The sequence below is a fragment of the Enterobacter sp. ENT03 genome (assembly GCF_019218745.1).
Lineage (GTDB): Bacteria > Pseudomonadota > Gammaproteobacteria > Enterobacterales > Enterobacteriaceae > Enterobacter_D.
This window is the reverse complement of sequence record NZ_JAHUXA010000016.1, coordinates 51,406-66,335: the sequence shown is the minus strand read 5'-3', so window position 1 is coordinate 66,335 and position 14,930 is coordinate 51,406. Positions and strand designations below refer to the sequence as shown.

General features: G+C 54.0%; 15 protein-coding genes. 6 read left to right on the top strand and 9 right to left on the bottom strand.

What is annotated here, in order from left to right; genetic code table 11:
• The first annotated feature begins 75 nt into the window (after positions 1-75).
• Positions 76-1,368: a Gfo/Idh/MocA family protein gene (locus KW828_RS17475; RefSeq protein ID WP_218337578.1), complete on the top strand. Its 1,293-nt coding sequence runs from the start codon at positions 76-78 to the stop codon at positions 1,366-1,368.
• A 39-nt stretch (positions 1,369-1,407) separates the two neighbouring features.
• Here the strand turns inward: KW828_RS17475 and KW828_RS17470 are convergent, their stop codons facing one another.
• From KW828_RS17470 to KW828_RS17450, 5 genes are all read right to left on the bottom strand, one after another.
• On the bottom strand, positions 1,408-3,054 hold the full coding sequence (locus KW828_RS17470) for a Na+/H+ antiporter (RefSeq protein WP_218337577.1): 1,647 nt from the start codon (positions 3,052-3,054) through the stop codon (positions 1,408-1,410).
• 153 nt (positions 3,055-3,207) lie between these two features.
• Positions 3,208-4,557: a guanine/hypoxanthine transporter GhxP gene (gene ghxP, locus KW828_RS17465; RefSeq protein WP_218337576.1), complete on the bottom strand. Its 1,350-nt coding sequence runs from the start codon at positions 4,555-4,557 to the stop codon at positions 3,208-3,210.
• 274 nt (positions 4,558-4,831) lie between these two features.
• Positions 4,832-5,173 carry a HigA family addiction module antitoxin gene (locus tag KW828_RS17460; protein ID WP_218337575.1) on the bottom strand — a complete coding sequence of 114 codons (342 nt, stop codon included), beginning with the start codon at positions 5,171-5,173 and terminating at the stop codon, positions 4,832-4,834.
• Positions 5,174-5,242: 69 nt separating this feature from the next.
• Positions 5,243-5,539 (bottom strand): type II toxin-antitoxin system RelE/ParE family toxin, encoded by a 297-nt coding sequence (locus tag KW828_RS17455; RefSeq protein ID WP_218337574.1) that lies wholly within the window; start codon positions 5,537-5,539, stop codon positions 5,243-5,245.
• Positions 5,540-5,646: 107 nt separating this feature from the next.
• Positions 5,647-6,315 (bottom strand): glutathione S-transferase family protein, encoded by a 669-nt coding sequence (locus KW828_RS17450; protein WP_218337573.1) that lies wholly within the window; start codon positions 6,313-6,315, stop codon positions 5,647-5,649.
• Between the two features lie 369 nt (positions 6,316-6,684).
• Here KW828_RS17450 and KW828_RS17445 point away from each other — a divergent pair, with 369 nt between their 5' ends.
• The gene (locus tag KW828_RS17445; RefSeq protein ID WP_218337572.1) at positions 6,685-7,044 is read left to right on the top strand and encodes a CHAP domain-containing protein; all 360 of its coding nucleotides are present in this window, start codon (positions 6,685-6,687) and stop codon (positions 7,042-7,044) included.
• A 1-nt stretch (position 7,045) separates the two neighbouring features.
• Positions 7,046-7,513, top strand: coding sequence for a DUF3828 domain-containing protein (locus KW828_RS17440; protein ID WP_088220467.1), 468 nt, complete (start codon positions 7,046-7,048; stop codon positions 7,511-7,513).
• A gap of 6 nt (positions 7,514-7,519) precedes the next feature.
• On the opposite strand, the gene soxR is transcribed toward KW828_RS17440, so the two are convergent.
• The gene (gene soxR / locus KW828_RS17435; RefSeq protein WP_218337571.1) at positions 7,520-7,978 is read right to left on the bottom strand and encodes a redox-sensitive transcriptional activator SoxR; all 459 of its coding nucleotides are present in this window, start codon (positions 7,976-7,978) and stop codon (positions 7,520-7,522) included.
• 84 nt (positions 7,979-8,062) lie between these two features.
• Here soxR and soxS point away from each other — a divergent pair, with 84 nt between their 5' ends.
• Positions 8,063-8,386, top strand: a complete 324-nt coding sequence (gene soxS / locus KW828_RS17430) for a superoxide response transcriptional regulator SoxS (RefSeq protein WP_218337570.1) — start codon at positions 8,063-8,065, stop codon at positions 8,384-8,386.
• A gap of 56 nt (positions 8,387-8,442) precedes the next feature.
• On the opposite strand, the gene KW828_RS17425 is transcribed toward soxS, so the two are convergent.
• Positions 8,443-10,005: an EAL domain-containing protein gene (locus KW828_RS17425; RefSeq protein WP_218337569.1), complete on the bottom strand. Its 1,563-nt coding sequence runs from the start codon at positions 10,003-10,005 to the stop codon at positions 8,443-8,445.
• Positions 10,006-10,566: 561 nt separating this feature from the next.
• Between KW828_RS17425 and KW828_RS17420 the strand changes: the two genes are divergently transcribed.
• Positions 10,567-10,848, top strand: a complete 282-nt coding sequence (locus KW828_RS17420) for a YjcB family protein (protein ID WP_088220463.1) — start codon at positions 10,567-10,569, stop codon at positions 10,846-10,848.
• A gap of 63 nt (positions 10,849-10,911) precedes the next feature.
• On the opposite strand, the gene ssb1 is transcribed toward KW828_RS17420, so the two are convergent.
• On the bottom strand, positions 10,912-11,436 hold the full coding sequence (ssb1, locus tag KW828_RS17415) for a single-stranded DNA-binding protein SSB1 (protein WP_218337568.1): 525 nt from the start codon (positions 11,434-11,436) through the stop codon (positions 10,912-10,914).
• 275 nt (positions 11,437-11,711) lie between these two features.
• On the opposite strand from ssb1, the gene uvrA reads away from it, so the two are divergent.
• Positions 11,712-14,537 carry an excinuclease ABC subunit UvrA gene (gene uvrA, locus KW828_RS17410; RefSeq protein WP_218337567.1) on the top strand — a complete coding sequence of 942 codons (2,826 nt, stop codon included), beginning with the start codon at positions 11,712-11,714 and terminating at the stop codon, positions 14,535-14,537.
• On the opposite strand, the gene KW828_RS17405 is transcribed toward uvrA, so the two are convergent.
• The gene (locus tag KW828_RS17405; RefSeq protein WP_088220460.1) at positions 14,538-14,891 is read right to left on the bottom strand and encodes an MmcQ/YjbR family DNA-binding protein; all 354 of its coding nucleotides are present in this window, start codon (positions 14,889-14,891) and stop codon (positions 14,538-14,540) included.
• Between the last annotated feature and the right edge of the window lie 39 nt (positions 14,892-14,930).

Below are 14,930 nucleotides of genomic sequence, written 5' to 3'. Positions count from 1 at the left end.
CGATTTTTATGCTTAGGCCAGCCGTGGCTTACGGGTTAAGCCAATAATTTCATTATGTAATTAATCGAGGATGGTATGAAAAAATATGCCCTGGTCGGCACGGGCGGGCGTGCCGGGATGTACATTGCGGCCATCGGCGGTCAGTGGAAAGAGACGGCCACGCTGATAGCCTTCTGCGATACCAACCACACCCGTATGCACTACGCTAATCAGCTCCTGAAAAACGAAGGCGCTGCGCCGGTTTCCACCTGGCACGCTTCGCAGTTTGAGGAGATGATCCGCGACACGCGCCCGGATGTGATTATCGTCACTACCATGGATCGCACCCATGACGATTACATTGTGCGGGCGCTGCATGCGGGCTGTGATGTGATCACCGAAAAACCGATGACCATCGATGAGCAGCGCGCGCTGCGCATCCTTGACGCCATCGAAGAGACGGGCCGCCAGGTGCGTGTCACCTTTAACTACCGTTATGCGCCACACCACAGCAAAGTGCGCGAACTGCTGATGAACGGCACCATTGGCGAGGTCAACTCGGTGCATTTCGAATGGCTGTTGAATACCGAACACGGCGCGGATTATTTCCGGCGCTGGCACCGGGAAAAGCGCAACAGCGGCGGCCTGCTGGTGCACAAATCTACCCATCATTTTGACCTGATGAACTTCTGGCTGGGGAGCTATCCGCAGCGCGTCTATGCCGAAGGCAGTCTGCGCTTTTATGGCAAAGAGAACGCGGAACGACGCGGCGTGACGCAGTTTTATCCCCGCGCCCACGGCTATGCCGCCGCCCAGGACGATCCCTTTGCCCTGCATATGGAGGAGAGTGCGCAGCTGAAAGCGCTGTATCTGGATGCCGAGCATGAAGATAACTATTTTCGCGATCAGAGCGTGTTCAGCGACGGCATCACCATCGAGGACACCCTGTCGGTGCTGGTGAAATACCAGAACCAGGTGCAGCTAACCTATTCCTTAAATGCGTATCTGCCCTGGGAAGGGCTGAACGTGGTGTTTAACGGCAGCGAAGGCCGCCTGGAGATGAAGCTGGTCGAGAAATCTTACGTCAACGCCGGTGGCGATCGCGCCAGTGAAGGGAGTCTGGAGGGCTGCGACATTACGGTGTTCCCGATGTTTGCCGCGCCGTGGAAAGCGGAATTCACCCTCGGAGAAGGCGGGCACGGCGGCGGTGATAACGCCATGCTGGCGGATTTGTTTGGCCCCGCCATGCACGATCCTCTCGCCCGTGCCGCCGATCACCGCGCCGGGGCGATGTCGATCCTGACCGGCATCGCCGGGAATATCTCGATGCAGCAGCAGCGTCCGGTGAATTTTAAGGAGTTTGACCTGGTGTCACGGCTGAAAAAGTAGTGTCAGGGCCCCTCACCCGCAAGGATGAGGGGACATCTGTTATTTGTTTTCTATCAGCAGCGCTTCCAGCAGGTCAAGATCGTGCAGCAGTTTTTGCAGCGTTTCGTTGCTGATCTGCCGCGTAGCGCGCAGATGATAAAGCTCTGCCCGCTCCGAGCGCAGCGCCGCGAGGCGGAAGCGGCGTTCGAGGTTCTCTTCCTGCATCGAACTGTCGACGTTATTACGGCCATCGGCCCGGCGACGCAGATTACCAATCACCCGCGAACTGACTTCGGTAAGCAGCTGGTCGTCGATATTTTCCTCGGCGTTGGTCGCCAGACGCTCCTGCATTTTCTGGATCGCGACGATGGCCACGTCAGCGGTTTTCGCCCGCGCCAGCCGCTCTTCTTTCGCCTGCTGCGCGTGGTCGGCGATCTCCATATGTTGCAGCAGCATGGGTAAGACCACCACGGCGACAAACAACGAGAACAGGATCACCCCGGCGGCAAGGAACACCAGCTCGTAACGCGCCGGGAAATGCTCGCCGCCCGGCAGCAGCAGCGGAATAGAGAGTACACCGGCGAGAGTGATCGCCCCGCGCACGCCCGCAAAGGTGGAGATCAGCAGCTCGCGCGTACTCCACATACCGAACTCCATCGGGCTTTTGGTCAGGAAGCGCTGACTGAATTTCTGCATCGTCCACAGCCAGCCGAAACGCACCATCATCAGCGCGGCATAAATCAGGATGATGTCGGTAAACAGCATCCAGGTTTCAACATTAGGATCAGCTTCCGCCGCCGCCAGTGAGCTTTCCAGAATGCCCGGCAGTTGCAGGCCCAACAGCAGGAAGACCATGCCGTTAAACACGAACTCCAGCATCGACCAGGTACTGTTGGCGCGCAGACGCATCGCCAGCGGCGCAGAGCGCATCACGCCGGAGCGGGTGATGGTCATCCCGGCCGCGACCGCCGCCAGAATGCCGGAGACGCCGACGTGTTCCGCGATCAGATAAGAGGCGAACGGCAGCAGGAACAGCAGCACGATTTGCGTGGCAGGCTCATCGCCGCCCCAACGGCTGAGGAAACGCAGCGAGCGGCCATACAGCCAGCTGACCACGAAACCGGCGAGCAGGCCGCCAATCGCCACCTTGAAGAACTCCACGGTCGCCCCGCCGACGGTAAAGACCATGGTGCCCATCGCCACCGCGACGGCAAACTTCAGGGCGACCAGGCCGGAGGCGTCGTTCATCAGCGCCTCGCCCTGGAGAATGCCCATGATTTTTTTCGGGATGCGCCCTTCACCGACAATGCCGGACAGCGCCACGGCATCGGTTGGCGACAGTACCGCCGCCAGCGCGAACGCCGGGATCAGCGGGATACCGGGCACTACCCAGTAAATGAGATAGCCAATGCCGATCACGGTGACCAGCACCAGCGCCAGCGCGAGGCCAAATATTTCACGCCCGTGCTCCAGAAACTCCCGCGTGGGGGTTTTCCAGCCATCCGCGAACAGCAGCGGCGGGATAAACAGTACCAAAAAGAGTTCCGGATCGAACTCCACATGCAGGCCGAATGTGGGTAAGGCCAGCATGGCGCCGATGGCGATCTGCATCAGCGGCAGGGGGATCTGGAAGGGCAGGACACGGGTGACGACACCCGAGAGTGAGACCACGAGGGTCATGATGAGTATGGTGAAGAAGATTTCCATGCGTTCCCTGTTTGCGATGATTTTTTATAATCGATGACGAGGCATCATGCCTTTCATAATAGAACATGCAGTTTAATGTAATGGAAACAGGATGTACCTTAAAACGTAAAAAGGGTGGCAAACGCCACCCTTTTCTTCGCGTCAGTGCGCAAATTAAATCGCCCAACCGCCTGCGTAGAAGGCCACCAGCGCCACGGCGATCACCACGGTACCGATGTTCAGACGACGCCATTCGCCCGATACCACACGACCAATCACCAGCGAGGCGAAGCCGATCATGATGCCGGTCACGATGTTACAGGTCAGTACGATAAACACCGCAGTAATAAGACCGGCCATCGCGTCAACGAAATCAGCGAAATCGATTTTCGATACGTTGCTCAGCATCAGCAGACCAACGTACATCAACGCCGGCGCGGTCGCGTAAGCCGGGACCAGGTAAGAGAGCGGAGAGAGGAACAGGATCAGCAAGAACAGCACGCCGACGGTGATTGCCGTCAGACCGGTTTTACCGCCTGCCGCCGTACCCGCCGCTGATTCGATATACACGGCCGCGGGTGCTGCGCCCACCAGGCCTGAGAAGACGCTGCTCAGGGAGTCGGTGGTCAGCGCTTTGCCACCATCGATAATCTGACCGTCTTTATCCAACAGGTTTGCCTGACCGGCTACCGCACGGATGGTGCCGGTGGCATCGAACACGGCGGTCATCACCAGCGCCAGTACACTCGGTAATACGATCGGGTTCAGCGCGCCCATGATGTCCAGGCTGCCGATCAGGGAATTGCCGTGTTCATCGCTCAGCGATGGCATGGCGAAGATGCCGGAGAAGTGTACGGACGGATCGAAAATCAGGCCGACAATCGACACGCCGATGATGGTCAGCAGAATGCCGCCCGGCACTTTCAGTTTTTCCAGACCGATGATCACCGCCAGCCCAATCAGCGACATGATCACCGGGAAGCTGGCGAAATGGCCCAGCGCCACCGGCAGACCGTCAATCGGGTTTTTCACTACAAGACCAACGCCGTTCGCGGCAATCAGCAGCAGGAACAGGCCGATACCGATGCCGGTGCCGTGTGCCACGCCCTGCGGCAGGTTACGCAGGATCCAGCTACGGATGCCGGTCGCGGAGATCACAGTAAAGAGCACGCCCATCAGGAATACCGCGCCAAGGGCTACCGGTACGCTGATTTGCTGGCCGAGCACCAGACTAAACGCGGTGAAGGCGGTCAGCGAGATGGCGCAGCCAATCGCCAGCGGCAGATTCGCCCACAGGCCCATCAAAATAGAACCCAGCCCGGCAACCAGACAGGTGGCAACAAACACCGCTGTCGGCGGGAAGCCCGCTTTGCCCAGCATGCCCGGCACCACGATCACGGAGTACACCATGGCAAGGAAGGTGGTAAGACCGGCTACGATCTCCTGACGGACAGTACTGCCGCGTGCAGAAATTTTAAATAAAGCGTCAAGCGAACCGCCGGTACGCGCTGAAGGCGTAGACATAGAAAACATCCCCTGAGAATTTTTATAAACGCTTTTTTGCGTGGTGGACAATCCACTGCCAGATTAAACGTCATCTCCATGTGCTACGTTGCGGCAAAGCAGTGCCACAAAAAGCAAACGTTTAACTCCGCGCAAACAAAACGGCTGTTGAAAAAGGCAAACGATTATCCAGCCATCTACAGGGGCATTTCAACTTAACTTTGCGCCTTTTTGCGAAATTTCGCTCAGGACGATGAAGAAAGCAGCGGGCGCTGCGCAAACGTTGTCGCTGTCATCAGGCGACGTTCTTTTGTTCTGCTTTGCGGCGGGCAATAAAATCAGCCACAGGCACAATCCGGCTGAATTGCTCCTGGGCGCGCATATCATTCTCAACCTCCCACAGATCGACCGCAGCCTGCAGGTTGAGCCAAAAATCCACGGACGTGTCGAATGCTTTAGCCAGCCGAAACGCCATATCGGTAGTGAGCTTGCGATTATTGTTCACCAGCGCGCTCACCGTATTGCGGTGGACCTGTAGCATTTCGGCCAGCTCGTTAATCTTCAGATTAAGGGGCTCCAGGTATTCATACAGCAGGATGTCACCTACGGTAGTGGGTTTTCTGGTTGCCTGTTTCATGATGGATCCTTTGAGTGTTACGTTAAGTCGCTATGGGTAAGGCACCGATTCTGTTGGGCTGCCCTGCTCTCAATATTTGTGCGCATCCAGATAAAGATCTTCCGCTTTCCCGTCCACCCATTGAAAAATCAGCCGATACTGCTGATTTATTCGTATCGATGAATAGCCTTGTAGCTTGCCGTTCAGCTCTTCATATCGATTCCCTGGTGGCGAACGTAAATCACGATATGAACCGGCGGCATTAATGATGTCGAGTTTGCGCGCCAGCGTCGTATGAATGGCCGGAGGAATGCTTCGGTGCGGTGTTGAGTACCTGTAGAATTCTTCCAGCCATGCATCACGGAAGCTGCCTATATGCTTTTGCATTTCATTTGTGCCTCCTTGCTCCGTCTGCAAGGATGCTAGCGCACTCATGCACCGTGCACAAGTGCATTAATTAACAAATGGTGAGCATACCCCGTCGCGTTTGTCGGTTATTCGCCGGGTAATTCGAACGGGCCGCCCTTTTCAATGGCTCGCTGCCAGGCCGGGCGCAGTTCGACGCGTTTTTTCCATGCCTGCAAATTAGGCAGGTGATCGACGCCGCCGCGCGCCAGCAGAGCAAACACCGGGAAGCTCATCTGGATGTCCGCCATGCTGGGCGATCCCCCGGTAAACCAGGGCTGGCTGCCGAGTTCCGCTTCTATATAGCGGGCATGGGTTTCGATCTGCTTATTGAGGTAGCCTTTCTGTACGCCCTGTCCCAGCGCTTTGCCGAGGGTACGAAAACCAAGCGGTACCGGCGGTTTACCCAGGCTGCTGAACACCAGTTTCATCAGCAACGGCGGCATCAGCGAGCCTTCGGCATAATGCAGCCAGAAACGGTAGCGTAACCGCTGATCGGCATCGGCGGGTTTCAGTGTCCCTTGGGGATCGTAGTTTTCCTGCAAATATTCAAGGATCGCCCCGGATTCGGCGATGATGCGCCCGTTATCTTCCAGCACCGGGGATTTTCCCAGCGGATGGACTTTTTTCAGCGCTTCCGGAGCCAGCATGGTTTTTTCACGCTGATAGCGCACCAGTTCGTACGGCACACCCAGCTCTTCCAGCGCCCACAGTACGCGCTGGGAACGGGACTTATTCAGATGATGCACTTTTAGCATGATGAACTCCGTTAAGTTGGCACTTACTTACTATAGAAAATTGTGCATCATGCGTGAAAAATTTCGGCAAGAATCCCCTCGTCGTCGCTGGCAAAGCGGGGCCGGTGGCTTACACTAAAAGTATCGATACAGACCGGAACCTACCGAGTTTTACGTTATACCGAGGGGTATCGATGTCGGGGGAGACCCTCCCACAAACCCGTGGGATAGAGCGAAAGACAAAAGACCGGAAAACAAACTAAAGCGCCGTTACGGCGCTTTAGTTTTTTGTGTTACTTCATTAATTTTTATTAGCCATAAATGACAAAAAAACCATAAATAATCGGAGTACCGTTGCTCGTCAGTCGACCAAAAGACAAGGAATTGGGTATGTCATGGAATAAATACGCAACTGTAGAGTTTGCAAAAAATCATGTTTATCACGAAAGCCATCGCAAATGCGAACTATTTGTAAAAAATGCAATTATTGCAGGTGGCGTTCCTATTCACGGCACTGGTTCTGCCAAAAATATGGGGCTGACCTTAACTCAGGTTGGTTTTTTTAAAGTCTCAGGTGAACCACAATTAGGCGATGTGGTTGTTATTCAGTCAATCAGCGGTCACCCTGACGGGCATGTGTGCATTTATGACGGGCACCAATGGTTAAGTGACTTTGCCCAGCGCTCCATGTACCCAGGTGCGGCATATAGAAAGAGCCGCCCGGCGTTTCAGCTTTACAGGCATTATTGATATGAAAACCAGCATCATTATGTCCCTTCTTTTTTCCGCCAGCGCATTCGCCCAGCCGGATATGACAGCGAGCCATGAACCTCAGCAAGCAGCACGGCACTTTAATGAATGGTATATACAGCAAGTCACCGCAGGCAAATTTCCTATAACTGACAGCAACGAAATAGATAAATATGTCACCGCTGACTCACTTAACGAACTACGCCACGCTCAGGATCCCAGATATGCTGATGAAGAATTTTACGATGCTGATTTCTTTCTTAAAGCGCAAGACACAGGTGAAGACTGGTTACAAAACGTTACGGTTGTATCGGCTGAATACGATCCCGTTTGCACCAATGTTTACATCGCTTTTGGCAAAAAGGAGGAACATATCATCATTGATTGTATGGTAAGAGAAAATGGCATTTGGAAAGTGAAGTCCGTGGCGCGTCAACTCGCGATACGTCCGTATGAATCACGTAAATAAATCAGGTTAATCATCTTCCAGCAGACGCGCGCCAGTGCCCTGCTCGCCTAGCCGGTCGCCGGGGTTGCGCAGTGGACAATCGCTACGCGACAGACAGCCACAGCCGATACAACCGTCCAGCTCATCGCGCAGCGCTTGCAGCGTATGAATGCGCCGATCCAGTTCTACACGCCATTGCGATGACAACTGTTTCCACTCTTTCGGACTCAGCGTGTGCCCTTCCGGCAATACGCCAAACGCATCGCCAATGGTGGCAAGAGGAATGCCGATACGCTGCGCAATTTTGATAATCGCCACATAACGCAGCACATCACGGGTATAACGCCGCTGATTACCGCTGTTACGCACACTTTTTATCAGCCCTTTGGACTCATAAAAGTGCAACGCCGACACCGCCACGCCGCTACGTTTCGCCACTTCGCCTGGGGTGAGCAGCGCCTTAAAACGCGGTAATTTCTTTTCCATAAATCGCTTTACCTCAAGTTAACTTGAGGAATTATACTCGCCCGCAGACAAAACGACAGCGGCAGAACTGAGAAAGAGGCTAGTATGTCCCATCAGCAAATTATTCAGACACTTATTGAATGGATTGATGAACATATCGACCAACCCATGAACATTGATGTGGTCGCCAGAAAATCGGGTTATTCAAAGTGGTACCTGCAAAGGATGTTCCGTGCAGTGATGCACCAGACGCTGGGCGAGTACATTCGCCAGCGCCGGTTACTGCTGGCCGCGGAAGCGCTACGTTCCACGCGGCGGCCCATTTTTGATATTGCGATGGATCTTGGCTATGTCTCGCAGCAAACTTTTTCGCGCGTGTTCCGCCGCGAATTTGACAGAACGCCAAGCGATTATCGGCATCAGATGTAAACCCCGAACTGGCGCTTATCCCATCAGGATTTTATTAAGACTAATAGGATAAGCGCTTAGTCGTGCTGCTGCGCCCAACTTATAAAATCCTGCGACGATAACGCTTTCGCAAAGTGCCAGCCCTGGCAGAATTGCACGCCGCGCTTTAACAGCCAGGTGACCTGCTCCGCCGTCTCCACCCCTTCCGCAATGATTTTCAGACGCAGACTGTGCGCCATCTCAATAATATGCTCGGCGATCAGATGGCTGGTGCTGTTAGTGGTCAGCGTATCAATAAAGGATTTATCGATTTTCAGAATATCGACATTAAGGGAATAGAGGTTGTGCAGATTGGAATAGCCCGTACCGAAATCATCAATTGCCACTTCATAACCCGCATGGCGGAAAGCCTGAATAACCGGCGTGGTTTTTGGCACGTCAATAAAGCCACGCTCGGTCACTTCAATCTTAATTTGCTCGGCACGCACCGCGTAATGCGCGGCTTTATCAGAAATCAACGCAATCAGGCGTGATGAATGGAAATCCGACGCAGAGAGGTTAATCGAAATATACAGGTGCGGATGAGCAGCGAGGAAATGTCCCAGATCGGTAAAGACTTCTTCTACGACATAATCGGTCACCCGCTCAATCAAGCCTTCTTTTTCAGCCAGCGGGATAAACTCCACGGGGCTCATTACCGGGCCATTGCAGCCCGGCCAGCGCAGCAGCGCTTCGGCGCCTACACACTTCCCGGTTTTAATATCGATAATCGGCTGATAGTGAAGTCGGAGCTGCCGTTTTAGCAGCGCCCGGTGGAGTAAACGCCGCGGGGAGTTAAATTCATGCCGGGTTCGTGACCAGCCCAGTAAAAGGAGAATGCTGCCGATCAGCGCTAAGGGGATTAGCAGCATGGCCTGTTGATACAGGAAACCGTAATAACGAACACTGGATGTCGAAACGATCATCGACACAGGGCGTATATCGGAATGGACGATGGTATAAAAGCGGTTGTCACTGCGGAAATTTAATTGATTATTTTGTAATTGCTTAGCCAGTATGTTGACATCGGCATTCGGGCTGGCAGAAAAGAAGGTTTTGCTGACGTTGTCATACACCGCAAAGGCTAATGCATGATCGTCTGATGCCACCTCACTATAAAAGAGTGGATTCACCACTACCGCATAATTACCGCGGCGCATATACACCATTTTATAGCCTGAATAAAAAGGCGTATCGCGATAATAATAAATAGCGACATCAGGGTTACGTTTATAATCAGCAGCGGGGATGATATAAGGCTGGGGCAGCGTAATACTCGAGGAGCATAAAAAATGATCGCCCTGCGTGTAGATTAAATCCGCCAGATAAAGCCGTCCGCGAATAATATTAAGCATATTTTGGCGATGATGTGGCGAGCAGATCTGCCCGCTAAATTTCTGGGCTTCATCATAAGCAATATCCGCCTGGCGGATCACCAGTTCCGTTTTATCCAGTGCAAGTTGCGCAAATGCCTGAAGTTCCGCCCCTGTTTCTTTAACTGCGCGAATGTGTGCAAACCATAGCGCCAGCATCACAGGCAGTATAACTGCCATGATGATCCCGACGATCCTCAGCACCTTGCGAAGTGCGCTATGATTCATTTCCGCCTAATATCCCTGCAAAGTGTGTGCCTGTAATAATGACAGGATGCTTTGATAAACAGGTGATTACGTTGCATGAATCATAAGACATTAGCAACTGACTTTTTTCATTAGAATCCTAATATCTGCTTATGACGATAATATTCGTCCGTAAGGCAAACTAAAAGTGTTCACCCTCTTTATATTAAGGAAAATAAATATCCGGCAGGTAGACAACGTTTAAGATAACTCAACAGAGGATCGTTGATTAAGGCAAATTACAGGGTGATAAAGATGGTTAACCACGGATGTTTATTTTTTAAACGGCAAAAATGAACACCGTGCAAAGAATAAGCATAATAAAAAAATAGTGTTGTTATCCTTTTGTTTCTGACATGCAGTTTTTTTCCTGACAGACAAATACTGCGTAAAGGCATTTGTCATCCTGCCGGAGCCTGCGTACCCGGTATGGATAGCGCGAAATTGACACAGATCACTGGCGAATAAAACAGCAAATGTGATATAGTTCACAAAAATTGTGAAACTGAAATCACGTTTCATTGGTTATCTGAGGATAGATTGATGGCTACCATTACCACAGGCGTGGTATTGCTACGCTGGCAGTTATTGAGCGCGGTGCTGATGTTTCTTGCCAGCACGTTGAACATTCGCTTTCGCAAATCTGACTATATTGGCCTTGCGGTGATCAGCAGCGGGTTGGGTGTGATCGCCGCCTGCTGGTTTGCCACTGGGTTGCTTGGCATTACGCTGGTTGATGTGGCAACCATCTGGAACAATATTAAAGAGGTGATGATTGAAGCATCCAGTCATACACCGCCAGAATGGCCGGTCGTGATCACCTGATCGCATCGCACCAAAAACAAAAGCCCCGTCAATGCGGGGCTTTTTGCGTACTGCTCAACGGGATCAGAACGGGATGTCGTCGTCAAAATCCATCGGCGGTTCGTTAGACTGCGCCGGTGCTGAAGACGGCTGCTGCGGGCGAGACTGCGCGCCGCCGCTGAACTGGTTGCCGCCCTGCGGCTGCTGAGGCTGACCCCAACCGCCCTGTTGACCGCCGCCCTGCTGGCCGCCACCCTGACGTCCACCGAGCATCTGCATCACGCCGCCAATCTGCGGAACGTTGATTTCAGTGGTGTAGCGCTCCTGGCCACTCTGATCGGTCCACTTACGGGTACGCAGGGAACCTTCAATGTACACCTGAGAACCTTTACGCAGGTATTCACCGGCAATTTCTGCCAGTTTGCCGAACAGCACAACGCGGTGCCATTCAGTCTGCTCTTTGGTCTCACCGGTGGTTTTATCACGCCAGGATTCGGAGGTCGCCAGCGTAATGTTGGCGACTGCGCCACCACTCGGCATGTAGCGTACTTCCGGGTCCTGGCCCAGATTACCGACGAGAATCACCTTGTTTACGCCTCTGCTGGCCATGGTCGTGTCTCCTGAATACGTTTCTTAATAGTGTAAACGCGCGATTGTAGCATTACAAACCGCGCGATTGATACCTTGCGAGGCGGATTCCAGTAAACCGTACCGTCGCGACATTGTTGCAGTACCACCTTGAAGGCGCATCATAACACTGTATATCCATTCAGGTTAAATTGTGTCATAATTAATCGTTTCAGTTCAGACCGCCTGGCGTGTTCTATGCTTACAAAATTGGATGCATAACGCTGTGGCAGCCGAATCTCTACCGGGAAAGGTGAATGGATAAGATAGAAGTACGGGGCGCGCGTACCCATAATCTCAAGAACATCAACATCGTCATCCCACGCGACAAGCTCATTGTCGTGACCGGGCTTTCGGGTTCAGGCAAATCCTCGCTGGCGTTCGACACCCTGTATGCCGAAGGGCAGCGTCGTTACGTCGAATCGCTTTCCGCCTATGCGCGGCAGTTCCTGTCGCTCATGGAAAAGCCAGATGTCGATCATATTGAAGGGCTGTCGCCGGCTATCTCTATTGAGCAGAAGTCGACCTCGCACAACCCCCGTTCCACGGTCGGGACCATTACCGAAATTCACGACTATCTGCGTCTGCTGTTTGCCCGCGTGGGCGAAGCGCGCTGCCCGGATCATAACGTTCCGCTGGCCGCGCAAACCGTCAGTCAGATGGTCGATAACGTGCTCTCGCAGCCGGAAGGCAAGCGGCTGATGCTGCTGGCGCCGATTGTTAAAGATCGTAAAGGCGAACACACCAAAACGCTGGAAAACCTGGCAAGCCAGGGCTACATCCGCGCGCGTATTGACGGCGAAGTCTGCGATCTCTCCGATCCGCCTGCGCTTGAACTGCAAAAGAAACACACCATCGAAGTGGTTATCGACCGCTTTAAAGTGCGTGAAGACCTGACGCAGCGCCTGGCGGAATCCTTTGAAACCGCGCTGGATCTCTCCGGCGGGACGGCGATTGTCGCCGATATGGACGACGCCAAGGCGGGCGAACTGTTGTTCTCCGCGAACTTCGCCTGCCCGATTTGCGGCTACAGCATGAATGAGCTGGAACCGCGTATGTTCTCGTTCAACAACCCGGCGGGGGCATGTCCAACCTGTGACGGGCTGGGCGTACAGCAATATTTCGATCCGGATCGTGTGATCCAGAATCCGGAGTTGTCGCTGGCGGGCGGCGCGATCCGCGGTTGGGATCGCCGTAACTTCTATTATTTCCAGATGCTGCGATCGCTTGCCGAACACTACAAATTCGACGTGGAAGCCCCGTGGGCCAGCCTGAGCGCCAACGTACACAAAGTGGTGCTGTTTGGTTCCGGCAAAGAGAACATCGAATTCAAGTACATGAACGATCGCGGCGATACTTCCGTACGTCGCCATCCGTTCGAAGGCGTGCTGCACAATATGGAGCGCCGTTATAAAGAGACGGAATCCAGCGCGGTACGTGAAGAGCTGGCGAAGTTCATCAGCAATCGCTCGTGCACCACCTGTGACGGAACGCGTCTGCGTCGTGAAGCGCGCCATGTATTTGTGGAAGACACGCCGCTGCCGACCATCTCCGACATGAGCATCGGCCATGCGATGGACTTTTTCACCAATCTTAAACTTTCCGGCCAGCGTGCAAAAATCGCTGAAAAAGTGCTGAAAGAGATTGGCGATCGTCTGAAATTCCTCGTGAACGTCGGGCTGAATTACCTGACGCTGTCCCGTTCGGCAGAAACCCTGTCCGGCGGCGAAGCGCAGCGTATCCGTCTGGCGAGCCAGATCGGTGCGGGCCTGGTCGGCGTCATGTACGTGCTGGATGAACCGTCCATCGGTCTGCATCAGCGCGATAACGAACGCCTGCTCGGGACGCTGATCCATCTGCGTAATCTCGGCAACACGGTGATTGTGGTTGAGCATGATGAAGATGCGATCCGCGCCGCAGACCACGTTATTGACATCGGTCCTGGCGCGGGTGTTCATGGCGGTCAGGTTGTGGCAGAAGGTACGCTGAAAGACATTATGGCGGTGCCGGAATCACTCACCGGCCAGTTCATGAGCGGTAAACGTAAGATTGAGATCCCGAAAGCGCGTGTGCCTGCGGATCCGGAAAAAGTGCTTAAGCTGACCGGTGCGCGCGGCAATAACCTGAAGGATGTCACCCTGACGCTGCCGGTGGGGCTGTTTACCTGTATTACCGGCGTGTCCGGTTCAGGTAAATCGACACTGATCAACGATACCCTGTTCCCGATCGCCCAGCGCCAGCTGAACGGCGCAACCATCGCCGAGCCCGCGCCTTACCGCGAGGTTCAGGGTCTGGAGCACTTCGATAAAGTTATCGACATTGACCAGAGCCCGATTGGTCGTACGCCGCGCTCTAACCCGGCGACCTACACCGGCGTGTTTACGCCCGTGCGCGAGCTTTTTGCCGGTGTGCCGGAGTCCCGTTCACGCGGTTATACGCCGGGGCGTTTCAGCTTTAACGTGCGCGGCGGACGCTGCGAAGCCTGTCAGGGCGATGGCGTGATCAAAGTCGAAATGCACTTTTTGCCGGACATTTATGTGCCGTGCGACCAGTGCAAAGGCAAACGCTATAACCGTGAAACGCTGGAGATTAAGTACAAAGGCAAAACCATCCACGAAGTGCTGGATATGACTATCGAAGAAGCCCGTGAGTTCTTTGATGCCGTACCGTCACTGGCGCGTAAGCTGCAAACGTTGATGGATGTTGGTCTGACGTACATTCGTCTCGGCCAGTCTGCCACCACGCTGTCCGGTGGTGAGGCCCAGCGCGTTAAGCTGGCGCGTGAGCTGTCAAAACGCGGCACCGGCCAGACGCTGTATATCCTTGATGAGCCGACGACCGGCCTGCATTTTGCGGATATTCAGCAACTGCTGGAAGTGCTGCACCAGTTACGCGATCAGGGTAATACCATCGTGGTGATTGAGCATAATCTGGACGTGATCAAAACCGCTGACTGGATCGTCGATCTGGGGCCGGAAGGCGGCAGCGGCGGCGGGGAAATCCTCGTCTCTGGCACGCCGGAAACCGTAGCCGAGTGCGAAGCCTCGCACACGGCGCGCTTCCTCAAACCGATGCTGACGTAATCAGACGGAAAGTTGCTGCCTGACCGCGTCGGGCAGCGCACTGACCACCAGCTGATACGAGGCATCGACCAGATAGTAAATCTGCGAATCCGGCAGCGATCCATCCAGAAATACCGTGCTCCAGTGCGCTTTATTCAGACGCGCGCTGGGGCGCACATCACTATGTTCATTACGCAGTAATTCCGCCAGCTCCGGGCTGGTTTTCAGCGTTACCGCCGGGCGGTGATCCGTTTCGTGCACCATCGCAAACAGCACATCCGCCACTTTAATCTGCGTGGCTTTCCAGTCGCTGTGCTCGCTCTGCTCCGCTCCCGCCTTGCCCATGCAATAGGGCAGTAGTTCCGCATTGGTCATTTTGGTTCCTCTGATTGGTGGCACCTCAAGTGCTGCTCC